The organism is Streptomyces rectiverticillatus (genome assembly GCF_013394065.1).
In the GTDB taxonomy this organism is placed as follows: Bacteria; Actinomycetota; Actinomycetes; order Streptomycetales; family Streptomycetaceae; genus Streptomyces; species Streptomyces rectiverticillatus.
This window is the reverse complement of record NZ_CP040752.1, coordinates 2,602,489-2,620,154: the sequence shown is the minus strand read 5'-3', so window position 1 is coordinate 2,620,154 and position 17,666 is coordinate 2,602,489. Positions and strand designations below refer to the sequence as shown.

General features: G+C 72.2%; 11 protein-coding genes and 1 tRNA gene. 5 read left to right on the top strand and 7 right to left on the bottom strand.

The genetic code is table 11. The features are described 5' to 3' along the window. Window positions 1-6: 6 nt before the first annotated feature. Window positions 7-7,416 carry a LamG-like jellyroll fold domain-containing protein gene (locus tag FGW37_RS11240; RefSeq protein ID WP_179080939.1) on the bottom strand — a complete coding sequence of 2,470 codons (7,410 nt, stop codon included), beginning with the start codon at window positions 7,414-7,416 and terminating at the stop codon, window positions 7-9. 765 nt (window positions 7,417-8,181) lie between these two features. Here FGW37_RS11240 and FGW37_RS11235 point away from each other — a divergent pair. Then, the gene (locus FGW37_RS11235; RefSeq protein ID WP_179080938.1) at window positions 8,182-9,045 is read left to right on the top strand and encodes a ParA family protein; all 864 of its coding nucleotides are present in this window, start codon (window positions 8,182-8,184) and stop codon (window positions 9,043-9,045) included. Next, window positions 9,042-9,596, top strand: coding sequence for a hypothetical protein (locus FGW37_RS11230; RefSeq protein ID WP_218650577.1), 555 nt, complete (start codon window positions 9,042-9,044; stop codon window positions 9,594-9,596). The genes FGW37_RS11235 and FGW37_RS11230 overlap by 4 nt, the downstream gene beginning before the upstream one ends. 612 nt (window positions 9,597-10,208) lie before the next feature. On the opposite strand, the gene FGW37_RS11225 is transcribed toward FGW37_RS11230, so the two are convergent. The 5 genes from FGW37_RS11225 to FGW37_RS11205 all read right to left on the bottom strand — a co-directional run bounded on the left by FGW37_RS11225 (window position 10,209) and on the right by FGW37_RS11205 (window position 12,546). After that, on the bottom strand, window positions 10,209-10,457 hold the full coding sequence (locus FGW37_RS11225) for a hypothetical protein (RefSeq protein ID WP_179080937.1): 249 nt from the start codon (window positions 10,455-10,457) through the stop codon (window positions 10,209-10,211). A gap of 228 nt (window positions 10,458-10,685) precedes the next feature. Next, complete coding sequence (locus FGW37_RS11220) at window positions 10,686-10,976, bottom strand: hypothetical protein (RefSeq protein WP_179080936.1); 291 nt, start codon at window positions 10,974-10,976, stop codon at window positions 10,686-10,688. 2 nt (window positions 10,977-10,978) lie between these two features. Further along, complete coding sequence (locus tag FGW37_RS11215; RefSeq protein WP_179080935.1) at window positions 10,979-11,239, bottom strand: hypothetical protein; 261 nt, start codon at window positions 11,237-11,239, stop codon at window positions 10,979-10,981. Between the two features lie 5 nt (window positions 11,240-11,244). Next, window positions 11,245-11,817: a DUF5994 family protein gene (locus FGW37_RS11210; protein WP_179080934.1), complete on the bottom strand. Its 573-nt coding sequence runs from the start codon at window positions 11,815-11,817 to the stop codon at window positions 11,245-11,247. A 306-nt stretch (window positions 11,818-12,123) separates the two neighbouring features. After that, window positions 12,124-12,546 carry a YjbQ family protein gene (locus FGW37_RS11205; protein WP_179080933.1) on the bottom strand — a complete coding sequence of 141 codons (423 nt, stop codon included), beginning with the start codon at window positions 12,544-12,546 and terminating at the stop codon, window positions 12,124-12,126. A gap of 329 nt (window positions 12,547-12,875) precedes the next feature. On the opposite strand from FGW37_RS11205, the gene FGW37_RS11200 reads away from it, so the two are divergent. Next, window positions 12,876-13,181, top strand: a complete 306-nt coding sequence (locus FGW37_RS11200; RefSeq protein ID WP_179080932.1) for an STAS domain-containing protein — start codon at window positions 12,876-12,878, stop codon at window positions 13,179-13,181. 82 nt (window positions 13,182-13,263) lie between these two features. Here the strand turns inward: FGW37_RS11200 and FGW37_RS11195 are convergent. Continuing rightward, a tRNA-Arg gene (locus FGW37_RS11195) sits at window positions 13,264-13,336 on the bottom strand. 305 nt (window positions 13,337-13,641) lie between these two features. Between FGW37_RS11195 and FGW37_RS33280 the strand changes: the two genes are divergently transcribed. Both FGW37_RS33280 and FGW37_RS11190 read left to right on the top strand, forming a co-directional pair. Then, window positions 13,642-15,261, top strand: a complete 1,620-nt coding sequence (locus FGW37_RS33280; RefSeq protein ID WP_246430764.1) for a dynamin family protein — start codon at window positions 13,642-13,644, stop codon at window positions 15,259-15,261. Beyond that, window positions 15,258-17,501 carry a GTPase gene (locus FGW37_RS11190; protein WP_246430351.1) on the top strand — a complete coding sequence of 748 codons (2,244 nt, stop codon included), beginning with the start codon at window positions 15,258-15,260 and terminating at the stop codon, window positions 17,499-17,501. The genes FGW37_RS33280 and FGW37_RS11190 overlap by 4 nt, the downstream gene beginning before the upstream one ends. Window positions 17,502-17,666 lie beyond the last annotated feature (165 nt).

Sequence of the window (17,666 nt, the reverse complement as noted above, 5' to 3'; positions counted from 1 at the left end):
GCCGGATCAGTCCTCGACGCCGTAGTACTGCGCGAGGAAGCCGATCACCTCCTCCGCGTGCGGGCTCAGCTCCGGCAGGTGCGCCGCGAGGGCGCTGTGCATGGCCCCGGCGAGCTCGGCCCGTCCGGTGGCCGCGCCCTTGACGTAGGGGTCGAGGCGCCGGACGAGCTCGTAGTTGCTCTCCAGGTCGAGTTGACGCATCGTCCGCTCCAGCGGCGCCGCGCCGTCGGCCGGGACGGGCGGCAGCAGCCGGCTGACGAACGTGACGCGGTGCATCACGCGCCAGCACGGCGGCTTGCGGTCCGACTGGCGGGCCCGGCGCAGCGCCGCCGCGTTCGGGTCGGTGCCGTTCTCCAGCCAGGCCGGGTCGACGACCTTGTGGAAGAACGTCTCGAAGTGCTCGGTGTCCTCGCCGAGGTAGAAGCTGAGGAACCGGTACGCGTCCACCTTGCCCGGCGCGTTGACGGGCTTGCCGTCGGCGTCGAAGACCGGCTTGCGGTGGGCGTCGTACTGCTGGACGTTGCCCGACGGCGAGCAGGTGACGTTCAGCCCGAAGGAGCGCGTCGCCTCCTTGCCCCGCGCCCGGGTGACGGACAGGCCGCCGCCGACCGACGCGTCGAGCTGTGCGTTGATCCCGATGCCCATCACGTCGAAGGACGTGCCCACGGAGGTGCCCACGGAGCCGGACATCGAGTACGAGCCGGACGTCGTCTCGCTGACCGCGTCGGTCGTCTCCGTCGTCTCCGCGAAGAAGCCGCCGTCCGCCGTCCAGACGTAGGTGTTGACCAGGTCGCGGCGCGAGAAGCCCGCACCGGTGGAGCTGCCCGCGGTCTCCCGCCCCTTGCCGGGCGAGGTGTCGCCGCCGATCGCGCCGCCCAGCACCCGGCCGGCCCGCTCGGCGGTGGGGTCCGGGGCGTGGGTGTCGGTGGAGACCGACTCGTAGTAGCCGCGCAGCCGCTGCTGCTCGCGCTGGATGCGCCGCTTGATCGCGTACGCCTCGCGCGGCTTGTAGTAGCTGTACTCGCCGTGGTCGCGGCCGCCCGCGTAGTCGGGGTCGAGGACCCGGCCGCGCTCGTCGTAGCCGACCGCTCCGTCGAGCGTGCCCTGCTTGGTGTAGCGGGGGTTGAGGGGGAACGGGACGACGTTCCAGTCCTTGGGGATGTCCGGGTTGGGCTGGATGCGGTAGGCGACCAGGGTGCCGCTGTGCGCGAGCCGCAGCGCGAAGACGTCCGCGGTCTGGGACTGGACCAGGGCGAAGCCGGTGTTGACGGGGACGTAGCGGCGGCCCAGGGAGGGGTTGAGGGGCTTGAGCGGGTCCTCCCAGCTGCCCGACAGGTCGACCTTCATCGCACGGGCGGTGTTCTCGCCCTGGGAGACGGCCGTCTCGTCGGCCCAGCTGTTGGAGAACTCCAGGCTGCCGCGCACGCCCACCGACACCTTGGCCTTCGCCATGGACTTGGCCACGCCGAAGCCCAGCGGCGCGGCGATCATCCACATGTCGACGTCGACCTCGTTGGAGAGGGCGAAGCCGAACGCCGCGTCGACGCTGCGCTCCTTCGCCGACGACAGCGAGTGGACGACCTGGTCGGCCTGGGTGAACTCCACCGAGGCGATGCCGTCGTAGGTCGCGCGGTCGGGGTCGACGGTGTTGGGCGTGAGGTTCTCCGAGGGCACCGGCGGGGCGCCCTCCACGTAGCCGACCAGCTGCGGGTCGAACTGCACCTGGCTGACCCACTCGCTGACCAGATCGCCGACCTTGTAGCCGGTGACCAGGTGCCAGCGGCCGTCGCGCAGGTAGCCGTACGCCCGCTTGAGGACGCCGAACGCCTCGCCCTTGACGGTGTACTGCATGTCCGCGTACTCGGCGACGGCCGGTGCGCCCGAGACCGTCTCGTGGAACGGCGTGCGCATCGCGGCGAGCGCGGAGCGCACCTGGGCGGTGTCGCTGGAGACGGGGGCGGTGGACAGGACGGCGGCGGGCCGGGCGGGGGCGGCGCGCAGCGCCAGGTGGTTGCCGCGCAGCCCCTCGTCGCGGACGAGGTCGGCCGTCTCGTCGGTGGAGGCCCGGTCGAAGGACCAGTAGGCGATCAGGTCCTCCTTCTCGCCCCTGAGACGGGTGAAGAGGTTGTCGAGGACCTGCTCCTGGGTGCGGGCGGTCCGCCAGATCCGCACCTCTTCCAGGACACCGTGGAAGGGCTGTCCGGCCTTGCCGTCCTTGAGCCGCGCGCCGAGGGAGAGCTGGGCGTCCCCGTAGTCCGCGAAGCCCGTGGAGTCCGCGAAGTCCGCCTCTGCGGCGTCGGCGGGCTCCAGCGGGTCGCAGGCCACCGAGACGCCGTTGCGGTAGAGGCGGAAGACGCTCCCGCACGGGTCGGGGTTGGCCGTCCAGCGGGCCCCGCGCAGCCGGGCGGCGTGCGAACCGGTCGTGTCGGCCGCGGTGTTGCCCGCGTTCTCCTCGAACCGCCAGTGCGCCGTCAGCCCGCGGTCCCGCGCGGAGACGGGCGTGCCGAGCTGTGCCGCGTCGCGCGCCACGCCCCACAGCCGCGCCTCGGAGACGACGCCCGTGAAGGAGTGCGTCTCCAGGCCGTCCCGGGCGCGGCCGACGTCGAGCGTGCCGGTGTTGCCCTTGGGGCCGGGCCCCTCGTAGCGGGCGGTGCCGGCCTCACGGCCGTCGACGAAGAAGCGGACGTCCTGCCACTCCTGGAGGTCGACGGACTCCACGAGCTCCACGGTCTGCTTGACGGGCTTGCCGTCGGCGCCCGCCGCGGTGATCTCCTTGGAGCCCTTGCGCTCCTGCATCGACCGGCCGCCCTTGCGGACGACGGCGATCCGGTGGAACGTTCCCGCGGTGAGGGCCTCGGTGGAGGCGAACCGCACGAGCTTCCCGTCCGGCTCCTCGAAGCCGAACTCCAGCCGCCCGTCGGGCAGGACGAGCAGCCGGTACGGGACGCTGCCGCCCGCTCCGTCGGCGGCACGCCCCTTGGAGAGCAGGCCCTGGGGGGTGCCCAGGGCGTCGACGCGGCAGAACACCTCGAGGGTGAGGTCGCCGGTGATGTCGAGCGCGTCGTTGTCGGGTACCTCCAGATGGGCGCCGTCGGCGAGCTCGACCGCCCACGACTGCTCGTAGGCGGCGGCCAGGTGGGTCCACTCGCGCAGGGGGAAGGAGGCGCGGGTGGCGGTGAGGCGGTTGCCCACGGCGGCGACGATGCGGTAGCCGGGGGCCTCGCCGTCGGTGAGCGCCTCGGGGGCCGTGGCAGTGGTGACGGTGCCCTTGAGGGAGACGGTGCGGTGCTGCGGTGAGCGGTCGGTGACGACCGGCTTCCCGTCAGGCCCGGAAGCCGGCCCTGCACAGGGCCAGTAGCCCTGCAGGCCCGTCTCGTCGCCCTTGAGCCGCGTCTCCATTCGCTCACGGATCTCGGCCGCGGTACGGGCGGTGCCCCACAGCCGGACCTCGTCCATCTCGATGCGCGCGTAGTCCGGGATCCATCCGGCGTGGGAACTGCCGAAGCTGAAGGGCCCGGTGCCGCGGTAGTCGCCGTCCGCGGTGCGCCGGCCGACCTCCGTGCCGTCCCGGTAGAGCACCTGCTCACGGGCGGCCGCGGTGTAGACGCACGCCCAGTGGTGCCAGGCGGTGTCGGTGTACTTCTCCTTCGTGTCGAGGTCGTCCCCGTAGAAGGCGAAGGTGAAGACGCCGTCCGCCCGGAAGCCGATGTGCAGCGACGACCGCGTCTCGGCGTGGGACGTTCCGTGGCCGACCACATACTGCGGACGACCGTCAGGGGCCGCGGGCCTCCGCGCCCAGAACTCGATCGTGAAATCGGACCCGGCCAGGTCGACCCGCGCGTCCGTGACGGCGACGCCGCTCCTGCCGTCGAAGGACAGTGCGGGCGTCGCGGGCGGTGCGGGCGGAGCCAGCAGGCCGAGTGCGAAGGGGCTGTCACCGGCGTTGGCGTGGACGACGCGGGCTGCGCCGGGCACCCGCTCGGGGTTGACCCACGCCTCCAGCGTCAGGTCACCCGTCGCGGCGGCGCGGTCCAGCTGCGCGTCCATGGCCAGGACGTTCTGCCGCCCGTCGAAGGCGTAGGCCCGGCCGGGCTTGTCCGCGCGCCAGCGGGGGCCGTGACCCGTGACGAGGTCGGGCACGGCGCCGAGCGGGACCTCCTGTGCCTTGCCCGGGTCGACGACCAGGAGCCGGGAACCGGCGGACAGCGGCACACCGGGCCGGTTGCTCTCGGCCTGCTGCGCGTAGTCGTAGGCCTGCCCCGCGGCGCCGTTGACGGCGGCGGCGAAGTCGGCGGCCCGGCGCGGCAGCCGCCGCCAGATCTCGCTCTCCTTGCCGCGCTCGATCGTCAGTTCGCACAGCCCGGCGTCGCCGACGTCCATGATCCGGATGTTCAGGCCGGCGAGGTCGGTGCCCGCATCGCGGGCGGCGAAGGTCAGCGCCGTGCCGTCGGGGCCCGCGAGCTGCCGGGTGGCGCGGGACACGAGGGTGTCGTAATACGTGGCGAAGAACTGCCCGTTGGCACCCCGGAAGTACAGCACGACGCTGCCGGTGGCGCTGTCCAGCAGATACGGACGGTCGGCGCCGCGGGCGAACTCCAGCAGGGCGCCGGAGCAGCTGAGGCCGGTCCGGTCGACGGAGAGCTGCGGCATGGCCAGCGCGATGTCGTCGGCGCCCTTGAGGCCGCCGGTGAGGCGGGCGAGCTCCTCGCGCTTGGCGGTCAGCTCGGCCTGGATGACGGCGAGCTCGCGCTGGAGGTGGCCGATCTTCTCCTGACCGGCGTCGGCCTCGCGCAGCCGGGCCTCGGCGAGTGCGAGTCGGTCGCGCAGGCCCTGTACCTCGGAGTTGTACGAGCGGGCTTCGTGCCGCTCCAGGGTGACGGCGCCTTCGCCGCTGGATGCAGCCGTGCCGTAGTCGTACTGCACCACCCGGTCGCGGTTGATGCGGTCGATGGCGCTGATCGCCTTGCCGCTGTAGCGGTTGACGACGGCCGCGTAGCCGTCGCCCAGCGGCCGGAGGATGAAGTGGCTGTTCCAGCCGCTGATGTTGCGCCGGTACAGGACCAGTTCGGCGCCGTTGTCTCGGCTCTCGTGGTAGACGTGCACGTCGAGCGCGCCCGCCTTGTTCATCATGAAGTAGAGGGGGTAACCCTCGTAAGTGTCGCCGTACTCGACGAAGTGCCACACGGCGGACGCGTCGTCCTTGTCCGCGGTCCTGATCAGACGGGCGTCGCTCTGCGGCCGGCCCGACACCGCGAGGTACAGGTCCTTGCCGTCGCGCTGCTGCTTGAACCGCACGCGGTAGAACCACGCCAGCGGGTTGGCGTCCAGCTCGGTCTTGAGCGCATCGTGCTCCTCGCGGGCCTGCTCGGCGTCCGGCGTCTGCTGCGTCAGCCGCGCGATCTCCGTCTCCTTGCCCGCGGCCGCCCGGTCCAGCTCCCGCACCTGCGCGTCCAGCCGGCTGATCGCCTCCACGTCCCCGCTGGCCTCCGGCGCGGCCAGCACCGGCAGCGCCAGCTCGTCCGGCACCTGGGCGAGCCGCCCGTCGCGCCCGACGCCGAAGTCGACGGTGGCGAGGTAGGCGTCGCCTGTGGTGGCGCCGGTGGTGGCGCCGGTCTTCAGGTCCGGGCCGGACGTCGCGTACGACAGGAGGACGCGGGCCTGGCGCTTGGCCGGCTTGGGCTCCTGCCCGTAGCCGACGGCGGTCTCCTCCTGCTGGTGGTAGAGGATGGCGGACAGGCCGGAGACGGCGCTGCGGCCGGTGACGGCGAAGCTGTCGCGGCGCACGCCCGGGTGGTCGCCGATGGGCGCCTCCGACGTCACCCACTGCGGGCCGCCTTGGAGCTCGCCGTGGCGGGCGTGGTCGGTCTGGTCGTGCAGGCGGGTGCCCGAGCCCTCGTCGAAGCGGTAGTAGGCGACGAGCCCGGGGTCGTTGCCGATGAGGCGGACGCCCTTGTCGCGCTTGAGCTCGTCGGGGGTCCGGGCGCGGTCCCAGATCCGCACCTCGTCCAGCTCGGCGCGGGCGCTGTGGCGGCCCAGGGCGCGGCCCAGCAGCAGGGGGCCGGACCCGGTGTAGTCGGCGCCCGCGGTACGGCTGCCGACCTCCCTGCCGTCCTGGTAGACGGTCTGGCGGCGGGTACCGCGCTCGTACACGCAGGCCCAGTGGTGCCAGCCGGTGTCAGTGAACGTCTGCTCGGTGTTGAGGTCGTCGTCGTAGAAGGCGAAGGTGAAGGCGTTGCCGGCGCGGAAACCGCACTGCAGGGTCCTGTGCCCGGCGCCGTCCTCATCGCCGAGGGCGAGGAGGAACTCCTCCTGCCCTGTCGCCGTCCGCCGCGCCCAGAACTCGACGGTGAAGCCGGAGCCGGCGAGGCCGGGCCCCTCGGGCACGCGCACGTGCGCGTCACCCTCCCCGAACCGCAGCGCGGTCTCCGCGTGCCCCTCCGTGCTCACCACGGGTATCAGCGGCTGCCCCGTGAACGGGCAGGTGCCGGGGGCGCGTTCGTAGACGGCATCGCGGTGGGCCGGGTCCGGGCTCGTCCAGGCCCGGGTGCCCTGGAGGCCGAACAGCCCGTCGCGGCCCTGCTCGACGTTGAAGGAGTCGATGCGGCCGGTGGCGTCGTTGTGCGCGAAGACCTGCCAGCGCTGCTGCCCGTGCACGGCGGTGGGGACCAGCAGCGCGGCGAACCGCCCGCCGGTGAGGTTCCGTACGAACGACAGCTCCTGCGTCGGCTCGCGGAAGGGGCGCCCCTCCATGTCCGTTGTGCCCAGGCTGTCCTTGGCCGAATCCGGCCGGTCCTTGTGCCGGCTGCGCCGGTAGCGGGCCTCCAGTACGGGCTTCAGCTCCCCGCCGACGAGCAGGAACCGGTCGCAGAGCAGGGTGTCGCTCACCAGCGGCACCTTGGCGCCCGCACTGTCCTTGACGTAATCCGCACGGTCCGGGTCCCCGGACGACGCCCCACCGGCCAGCTTGTGGACCGCGTCGGGGTGGCCGGCGCCCACGGACTGGCGCAGCACCACGATGTGGGTGCCGTCGGACAGCGCGTGGAAGGGGGCGAGGGCCGTCAGCCTGGCCGTCGTGGACAGGAACGGGTCCGTCTCGTCCGCGCCCAGCCGCTCGCCCGGCGCGGCCTCGACCCTGCCGCCGCGCTTGACCGCGGGCAGCGCAGTGGCGCCCACGGCCGCGAAGCCCACGTCCGTGATCTCCGACGGGAAGGGCAGCGGCAGGGGATTCTCCGACCAGTACGCCGCGTCGAGCTCCCCCCTGGCCTCGTCGTGCCGCGCCAGATCGAGGACGGTGTAGACGAGCCGCCGCTCGTCGTCCATGGCCAGGGCGACCGTGGTGCCCTGGTGCCGCACGGTGGTGGTGTGCACGTAGGAACGGTCGCTGTAGACCTTTAACAGATGCTGCTCGCCGGACAAGGCGTGTCCTCCAGTTGGTACGGCCGGGGGGCCGGGGGGCCGGGCCCGGAAAGGCCGGGGGAAAGCAACGGGGAACCCCGCTGACCTGCGCCGCTCCCCGTCCGCGAGCGCAGCGATCACACGATTTACCGGCACGATTCCCGCGTCAAGGAACGCTTTCCGCCAGCGGGTCCGGAACAGGACCCACCGGGGCGCGGGGGTGGGGCGCTTGGGACCACATGCGGTCTGCGTGCTGATGTCGGCGCAACTGCTCTGCCATGGTCCGTGTGGGCTTGTTGGGCGGCGCCTCTCTCTTACCCCATCGAACGAATGACCTAGCTGGTGGCTGTGTGCCGGCGAAGGCTGAGCCTGGCAGCGGTGGGAGGCGCAGCGGTTCGAGGCAGGAAAGTGAAACCGACCAGGGGAGGGGGCACGCTCCCCGGCCCGCCGTCAGGTTCCTCGCGCTGAGAGCTGTTGCGACTCCGTACCCCGTCCAGTAGCCCAATTAGGCGCGTGAGCAGGGAAGTTGACCGGCCATGTGAACGGCATCCACACTGAGGCCCCTGCTTGGCCGGCCATGTGCAGGAGGTGGGGTTTGACAGGCATAGGAGCACTGGGCGACGAGCTGCCGGGCCTGTTCGAGGTCGCACAGACGGTGGGATGAGTGAGGCCAAGGTGGCTATCTGAGCCTCCGCAACAGAGGCCTCTTCCTATCGCCGCATTAGGCAGTGGTCCGGTCTTCTCTGCCGGTCGGTTCTGCCGCTACTTGAAGCGGAGGAGGAAGGCATGACCTACGTTATTGCAACCATCAACCTGAAGGGTGGAGTGGGGAAGACCACCACGACGGTTGCACTGGCAGAGTTTCTGTCGGCTGAGTTCGGCAAACGAGTTCTCGTTATCGACCTCGACCCGCAGACCAACCTCACGACCGTGTTGATCGGTGAGGAGAAGTGGAAGCGATTGAACGACGAGGAACGCACGCTGGCGACCTTATTCAAAGATGCGTTGCGCCCGGAAGGCGAGCCGGTCAGATTCGATCTTAAGAAGTCTCTGCAGCGATGCGTCTCGCCCATCAGTGAGGTGCGACGAGTGGACCTCCTGCCTTCATCCTTGGACCTCATCGACGTCCAGGACCGCCTCGCCTCGATGCCCTCCGGCCGATTTTTCTCCAATAATCCGACGGATCTGCTCCGGAAGGCTGTCAAGTCGGTCCTTGGCGACTACGACTACGTCCTCATCGACTGTCCTCCCAATCTCGGCATCGTGACGCTCAATGGTCTGCGCATCTCGGACGGCTACATCATTCCCACCATCCCGGACGTCCTCTCCACATACGGAATCCCTCAGATCCAGCGGCGGGTGAAAGAGTTCGCCTACAGCCTGGGAGACGACATTGCCGAAATCGGCATCGTGGTGACGAAGTACCGCAAGGCCTCTACGCTCCACGTCAACACGGTCCGTAGGCTGGAGAATGACCCGGAGTTGCCGACGGTTCTTCAGTCGTATGTCCCTGAAGCCAATCAAATCGCTGCCTCGGCGGAATATGTGGGGGCGGGTACTCTGCGCCAGAAGTACGGCTATCAAGGACAGCATCAAGTCCTTCGTTCGCTGACCGATGAATTCGTGTCATTGGTCGAGGAGCTTGTATGATTGATCGAGAATTTGATGATGCGGCTCCGCCCGGCCCTTCGGCGCCGCATCCCGAGGAGTCCGCGGAGGCCGTACTCCGCGCCGACGTGCAGCGCTGCGCCGAAGCACTGCTGAACCTCGGGTCATCGGCTCCCGACCTGGCCAGGACTCTCGCGCTCCTTGTGGAGACCATCGCCTTGGAAGCGGTACGGACGGGCCGTTTTTCGAGCGCGCTGAGCAAGGTCCTGGCTGCTGCGGCTTCCTCTGCGCACGAGACTGGAGCCGAGCGCAGCAAGGGCCGATCGAGGCGACGCGCCAAGGGCCTCATCGACCCCTTCGAGGTCTTCGCCGAACTGGGCGGCGACGGCCTGAGGGCTCGACTGGGCGCACTGGACCTCGAACAGCTCAGGGACATCGTCGCCGAACACGGAATGGACCACGATCGACTGGCGATGAAGTGGAAGGATCCACAGCGGGTCATGGAGCGAATCGTGGAGCGTGTAGAAGCCAGGACGGCCAAGGGGTCGGCATTTCGGGAACCCACCAGAGGTAGCACCCCGCCGCACGACTGACCATCCGGTGGTGCATCATGATGCACCCTCCTTCCGCCGGGCGCGGGCATGCTGTTCTCGGGGCAGGCTGGGGCAGTCGCGGGAGTCGACGATGTTCGCCTCGGTCCGGCCGTCGTCGGCCCGGTAGGGGAGTTCCGGGGTCCTCGTTCCGGCGCCGGGCGGGTGGGTGAGTGATGAGGATGGAGCCCATGGGTACCGTCGTCGTCATCTCGACCTAGGCCGCCGCGGTCAGTGCACAAGGTGGGCCGGCCGTCGGCTTCGGCAACGTTGGCGCGAAGGTGCCGCTACTCACGAGTGCATCACCCGCGTGTGCTTGCTCAGCGCGGACTGGAGGACGAACTGGCGGTCGAGATCACCGAACCTCTCGCGGTGATTCAGCTCGGCATCGACGATCCCGGGCCGGGCGCGTGATGTGCGCACCCGGCCCGCGGTGACTTACCTGGTCACGGCCTATCGTCTCTCCCCGGCGGCCCAGCTGGGCGCGGGCGATGCTCTCCCAGGTGACGACATCTGGTGACCCGTCCGGGGTAGATCTCGTGCGGCCGCGCCGCGATCCGGCCTCGTTCCAGCGGGCGAGATGTGACGTTTCCCGTTCGGGTCCTGGTCGGGCCGCTATTCCGTAGTGCCGCGGCAGAGGCCCTCGACGCGGAACCACAGGCCCGGGGCGTAGACCGCATGGATGACGGCTTCCTCTCCTCGCGTGACCCGCAGGATTCTCAGGGACCCGCCGGGAAGTACGTCGTATTGGTAAGTGATATCGGAATTACCCTCGACGGTGTCGTCGTAGGAGATATCCGCCGTATGTTCGTTCGCGTATTCCTTCGGCGGACGATTTTCCACCAGTTTGATGAAGACGCTCATGGGCCAACGGTACGGTCCTTGCGTGAGCTTCGCCTTCCGGGATGAGGGAAGGCCGCGGCGTCCACCAGATGAGCCCTGCTCCTGTTCACGGCAGCTCCTGTTCACGGCAGCCCGGCCGGGGGCGAAGCCTGCCTCACGCGGGGGATGAGCCGATCAAGTCGAGGTGGCGTTGACCGGTGCCCCTCAGGTCGCCGGCCCGGGGGCATGCACAGGGCATGCACGGGCTGTTCAGGCGTCGCCGTGCTGCAGGCGGTCGGACGCCGAAGTCCGGCTGGTCGCCAGCCAGGACCGCGCGGGCCCGGCGGGATGCGTGGTGTCCACGGTGAGGTGGAGCCGGGTGCCGCCTTCGCGGCCGGCCGGGTAGCTGCGTTGCTCGGTGGAATCGAAGCAGTGCCGGAGGACTTCCGCGACGCGGCGGGCGGTCTCGGGGGACGCGGCGACGACGCGAATGTCGGCGCGCCCCGCCGGGGGCACCGGCTCCGTTGGTGCGGGGGTGGGCGTGGTGCGTGCGGACGTCATGTTCACCGCCCCCGGCCGGAGAAGATCCGGCGGCGTACGCGGTTCCCGTGCGATTGCTCGCCGCGGTTACGGGCGACGAGGGGCCCGGCGGGGTCGTTGGCCGACCGGGGACGCTTCCGGTTTCTGCTGTCGCGCCATGGCAGGACGCCGCTGTAGTGGAAGCTCGCGATCCTTTCGTCGTGCTGGGCATTGAGCCGGTGGATCAGGAGGGCTCCCACGGCGACCAGGCCGAGGATCACGGCCAGGGTGACGGCGATCTCCACGGTCCTCACATCCCTCGGGCGGAGCGCGGAGACCCGGTCGGGTTCCCGGCCGGTGGCGGCGCGGTCCCACCCTCGGTCTCCCACTCCTCTTCGCGGCCCCGTGACTCCGTCGCGTCGTCGGCCGTTCGCTCGTCCTCCATCAGCCTGCTCGCGGTGAGGAGGCCTCCGGGGGTGGTCGCGGCGGACATCAGCCGGGCGGCCGCGGCCGGGTCGGTCTCCGGCGGAATGATCAGCAGGTCCAGGCGGTCCGCAGTGTAGGAGAACAGGAGGAGCTTGTGCGGGTCCTGCTCATTCGCGAACCACCCCACGTGCACCGTGTGTCCGGTGACGGGAACCCTGCGCGGGATCACGGGCCAGAAGGCCGGATTCACCGTGACGCGGGTGACCCGCCCCCAGGAGTGGTCCAGCCTCTCCGCCAGTGCGGGGAGCTCGCGGGAGAGGTCACGCGAGTGAGGCCACCAGGCGCCGTCCAGAAGCCCTGACGCCGTCCCTGACGCCGTCCTTGGCGTCAGGGACAGGCGGGCGGGCGGCGAAGGGGCATGCTCACCGGTGGTCGTACGGTCGATCGTGACAGCCATGATGCGAACCTGCCCTCCGGGCTCGTCGTCGGCGGCCCGGCATTGTGACTCGCCGGGAACGACACCCGCATGGAGGCCGGTGTACGAAGGGTTCCCGGTTTCTTCACCCTACTCCGGTAGGCGGGTCCACAGACCTCGCGCGGCCGGGCAACCCAGCGGGAACGCGGGCGTGCGACGTCCTGTGGGCGCCCCCGCCGCCGGCCTGCGGAGTGCGGTGGGGTTACTGCGAGCGCTTCGCCCGGTGCCGCCGGCATGGTCCGGACGGCAGCAGCCGGCAGACCTGAACGCCGGGGCGACGGCTCGGGGTCAGCCGAGGAAGGACAACCGGACCTGGCGGTCGGGGCCGCCCCGGTCGGTGGTCACCAGGACAACGGACTGCGAGGTCCCCAGCTCCAGCTCACCGCCGACCACGGGCAGCGTGGCGTGGGGCGGGACCAGAGCCGGGAGCATGTGACCAGGGCCGGGGCCCGCACCGCTGTGGCGGTCCCGCCGGCGGTCGTCCGCGGGAAGAACCTCACGGAGGGCTGCCAACAGCTCGTTGTCGCTGCCCGCACCGGTCTCGATGACAGCCAGGCCGGACGTCGCGTGCGGGGTGAAGATGTTCAGCAGCCCGTCTCGCCCATGAGTGACCTCCCGGAGGAACGCGGAGCACGCGTTGGTCAAGTCGTGCATGGTTTCGGGGGAGCCGGTTGTAACGTCGACAGTGCGGGTGGTGAAGGAGCCAGTCATGGTTCACCAGTACCCGCTGTGTAGGAGCAGCGCTGACGGCTGGACGGGTTGTTCCGCCGGGACTCCGGTCGCCGAAGCCGACCCGCCCGGCGCGCGTCAAGGGTCGCTCTGCTCAGGCCTGTCCGTGACGTGCGGGCAGGACTAGGCTGCGCGGTGAGGCCCCAGCCCTCGGCAGCATCGAGATGTGATCCGCTCCGAGGAGGCACGTGGTGCCCGTAGAGCGCACAACCGTCCCCGCCCCCGCTGAAGCCCGCCGAGGGGCAGGCGGGCGAGTGTCCGCGTCGCGCTGTCACTCCCCGCCCTCCGGCGGCCCACGAGAGCGCGTGCTCATGGTCCGTGGAAGGCTGGACCTCTCCGGGGTCCCGAGGCTGCGCGAGCGCCTCCTGCACGTATCCCACAAGCCCGGAAGCCGGCTGATCCTCGACCTGTCCGGCGTCACCTCCTGTGACGCCCTGGGCCTTGGACTGCTCGTCGCCACCGCCCGCCGGGCCCGGCACTCCGGCGGCGACCTCTGGCTTGCCGCGCCGCGTCCCGCTGTCGCCCGGGCGCTGAAAGCCAGTGGGCTGAGCAGGCTCCTCCCGGTCGGCTCCAACCGGACTGCCGCCATCCGGACAGGGCCTGCCCGACCGCCGTGACGTCACCCACCACACCCGCTCAATGGCCCCTGACCAGCAAAAACGCCCCTCCCGAGGGGAGGGGCGTGCAGTGTGGAGAGAGCGCCCCCGGCAGGACTCGAACCTGCGGCCAAGCGCTTAGAAGGCGCCTGCTCTATCCACTGAGCTACGGGGGCCGGTGTGTGCGGCGGTCGCGGACGGCTGAAGCCCCGGGCTCGGTGGTGCCGTGACCTTGCCGGGGACAAGGATAGGGCTCCGCTCACCTCGTCCCGGTTGCTTCACCTCCGTGCCACGATGTGGAGGTTTAGTGAAGCGGTCCTGATAATCGCAGGCAGGTACGAATCTTGCACCGTTTTTCACGCCCCAGGCGACGGGTGTTGTGTACTCGTTATGCCTGAGCCCCGTGCGCCACGCCTCGCGCGCCATGGCCTATACGCTTCAAAATCACACCAGAATTGGGCATTCTGCACGTGTGGCGACCTTGGAAGTACGGCCCCGACTGCTCGACGCACTGTCCGCACTGCGTGACCGTGTCGACGCCGCACGCTTCCCCCTCCCTCTTCCCGGCGCCGCCCGCGCCCGCCGAAACCGTGCCGAACTCCTGGCGCAACTCGATGACTACTTGGTGCCCCGCCTGTGCGCCCCCGAAGCGCCGCTTCTCGCGGTCGTCGGGGGATCGACCGGCGCGGGAAAGTCCACCCTCGTCAACTCCCTGGTGGGGCGGCGGGTCACCGAGGCGGGGGTCCTGCGGCCGACGACCCGCACGCCTGTGCTGGTCTGCCACCCGGACGACCACCACTGGTTCGCGGGGCAGCGCGTGCTGCCCGAGCTGCGCCGCGTCTGGGTGCCCGCCCAGGACATCAGCACCCTCTACGACACCGACCCCGAGGGCCGCCGCGGCGACGAGGACGAGGCCGCCGAACCCCCCTCCCTGCGCATCGAGACCGACCGCGCCATGCCGCCCGGCCTCGCCCTCGTCGACGCCCCCGACATCGACTCCCTCGTCGCGCGCAACCGCGAGCTCGCCGCCGAGCTGATCTGCGCCGCCGACATCTGGGTGCTCGTCACCACCGCGACCCGGTACGCCGACGCGGTGCCCTGGCACCTGATGCGCACCGCCAAGGAGTACGACGTCACGCTCGTCACGGTGCTGGACCGGGTGCCCCACCAGGTCGCCACCGAGGTCTCCCGCCACTACGGCGCCCTGCTGGCCGCCGCGGGCCTGGGCGACGTGCCGCGCTTCACCATCCCCGAGCTCCCCGAGTCCGCGGGCGGCGGCACCGGGCTGCTGCCCGACACCGCCGTCGCGGGACTGCGCGGCTGGCTCCACCAGCGCGCCCAGGACCCCGCCGCCCGCGCCGTGGCCTCCGCCCGCACCGTCGCCGGCCTGCTGGCCTCCCTGGCCTCCCGCCTGCCCGGGCTCGCCGGGGCCGCCGCCGTCCAGCACGCCGCCGCCGTCCGGCTGCTGCAGCGCGTGGAGGACGCCTACGCGAGGGCCTCGGAGCGCGTGCGGTCCGGGGTCGCCGCCGGGGAGACCCTCGCGGGCGACGCCCTTACCCACTGGCGCGGCCACCCCGACGACAGCACCTCCGACGAGCTGCTCGGCGCGCTCACCGCCTCCCTCGCCGCCCTCGTCGGCTGCGCCGTCGCCGCCGCCGACGAGGAGGTCGCGGCCGCCTGCACGGGTGACCCGGCCGCGGACGCCGTCCTCGCCCCGCGCGACCCCGACGGGGCCGTCGGCCGGATCGGCGTCGCCGTGCGCCGCTGGCGGCGCTGCCTGGAGGAGCTCGCGGAGGAGGAGGTGCGGGCCGCCGAGAAGGGCGCCGGCGTCGACGCCGACCGGGCCGCCGCGCTGCTGGCCGCAGCCCTGCTGGGCGGCGGGCCCGCCCGCGCGGCCGGGGAGAGCCTCGCCGAACTGCTCGGCGCCCAGGGTGCCCTGCGCCTGCGCGACCGCGGCGGGCAGCTCCTGGCCGAATGCCTCGGCGGCGTGCTCGACGCCGAGCGCGACCGCCGCACCGCCCCGCTCGAAGCCCTCGACGTCACCCCCGACCACCAGGTCGAGCTCATCGCCGCGCTGTCCGTACTGCAGAGGGAGAGGTGACCACCGTGCGCCCCGCCGACCAATCCGCCGATCGATCTGCCGAACGATCCGCCGACCGGCGTGCCGGAACCCGGGACGAACGGTCCGCCGGCCGCCGCCCCGCCCCCACTCCCGACGACGCCCCCGCTGCCTCCACCTCCACAGGCAGCTGGGACGACGGCCTCATCGCCCGCCGCGCCCGCCCCGACCGCCCCCCGCGCGCGGGCAGCGCGGGCAGCGCACCCGAGGCACGCAACGCACCCCCGCCACGCCCGGAGACCCTCCCGCGCCCTCCCGCCGTACCCGCGCCGCACCCCGGCGCCGCCGTCCTGCGGCCCCGCCTGGACGCCCTCCGCGAGCTCGTCGGGCTCTCCCGGGCGCGGCTGGACCGGCGCACCCTCGCCGAGGCCGGGCGGGTCCTGGACGAGGCCGTCGCCCGGCAGCGCCACCCGCTCGACCTCACCGTCGTGGCCATCGCCGGAGCCTCCGGAAGCGGCAAGTCCACCCTGTTCAACGCGCTCGCCCGGGCCCAGCTGTCGGAGGCCGGCGTGCGCCGCCCCACCACCGCCGCGCCCGTGGCCTGCGTGTGGACGGAGGAGCCCGAGCGCGCGGACGGCGTCCTCGACCGGCTCGGCATCCCCGCCCGCTCGCGGAGGCAGCCCGTCCGCCCCTACGACCCGGCCCTGAACGGGCTCGTCCTGCTCGACCTGCCCGACCACGACTCGGCCAGCCCCGGCCACCGCGAGCAGGTGGACCGGCTCCTCGGCCTCGTCGACGCGGTGATCTGGGTCGTGGACCCCGAGAAGTACGCGGACGCGGTCCTCCACGAGCGCTACCTGCGGCCCCTCGCGGGCTACGCCGAGGTGTCGTTCATCGTCCTCAACCAGGTCGACCGGCTGGGCACGGACGCCGCCGACCAGGTCCTCGACGACCTGCGCCGCCTCCTGGACGACGACGGCATCGCCCTCGGCGAGCACGGCGAGCCCGGCGCCGAGGTCCTGGCCCTGTCGGCCCTCACGGGCGACGGCGTCGGGGAACTGCGCGAGAGCCTCGGCAAGTTCACGGCGTCGCGGGGCGCGGCGCTGCGGCGCCTGACGGCCGACGTGGACGGGGTCTCGGCGCGGCTGCGCGGCGCGTACGTGGCGGACGGGCGGCCGGGGCTGACGGAGTCGGCGCGGCACGAGTTCGAGGACCGGCTGGCCGAGGCGGTCGGCGCCCAGGCGGCGGGGCTGGCCGCGGAACGCGCCTGGCTGCGGGACGCCGGACGTGCCTGCGGGACGCCGTGGACGCGGGCCCGGCAGTGGTGCGTACGCGGCCGCGCGGCGAGGAAGACCGGGGGAGCGGTTGCTGCCGGGGCTGCCGGGGCGAGTACGAGCGCCGGTACGAGTGGGAGTACGCGGAGTACGGGCGCGGATCCGAAGGCAGCGGCGGAGGCGAAGACCGGCGCGGCTGTACCTGCGCCCGCGTCCCCGTTCCCGTCTGCGCCCCTCCCCGCGGCCGCAGGGGCGGGCACGGACGCTGACGGCCCCGCCGCGCCCCCCGCCCGCGCGGTGTCCCGCCCGCTCGTGGAACAGGCCGTACGCGCCCTGGCCTACGAGGCGTCCGCCGGGCTCCCCGACCCCTGGGCCCTGGCCGTGCGCGAGGCGGCCCGGCGCGGGGCCGAGGGGCTGGCGGAGGCCCTGGACGCGGCGTCCGCCGCCGCTGCCGCCGCGATGGCCGGCGCCGGGGCGCCGGGGCGGCCGGGCATGTGGCGCACGGGCGCCCGCCGGGCGAGTGCGTGGTGCACGGGCGTGGACCGCCCGGCCGCGCCGCCGGCGACCGGCGGGGATTCCTCCGGGCGGACCGGTTGGCGCACCGGCGGGCGGCTCGTCGCCGGGCGGCGTGCGCGCGGAGGCGGTGCGGCCCGGCAGGTCCGGCCCGGGTGGTGGGCCGTGGCCGCCGCGGTGCAGTGGGTGCTGTCGGCGCTGCAGGCCGTCGCCGCGGCGTGGCTGCTCGGGGTGCTGACCAGCGGCTGGGGCGGCGACTGGTGGATTCCGGGGCTGCTGCTGGCGGGCGGTGGCGCGGGCGCGCCGGCCCTGGCCTGGTGCTCTCGCGCGATGGCGCGCGGGCCGGCGCGCCGGTACGGGCTGGAGACGGAGCGGCGGCTGCGGAATGCGGCCGCGGGCTGCGGGCGGGAGCGGGTGCTGGAGCCCGTGGCGGCGGAGCTGCTGCGGTACCAGGAGGTGCGCACCCAGTACGTGATCGCGGCGGGTGAGGCGTGAGGGAGACGGAGCTCTCCGTGTGAGCCCGTGAGGGTGACGCAGTTCTCCACAACCGGCCCCTGGTCCACAGCCCCCGGCGGGATGTTCCACGTGAAGGCAGCATGGCTTCACGAAGCACGAAGCAAGAAGCACGAAGCAAGAAGCACGAGACACGAAGCAGGTTCC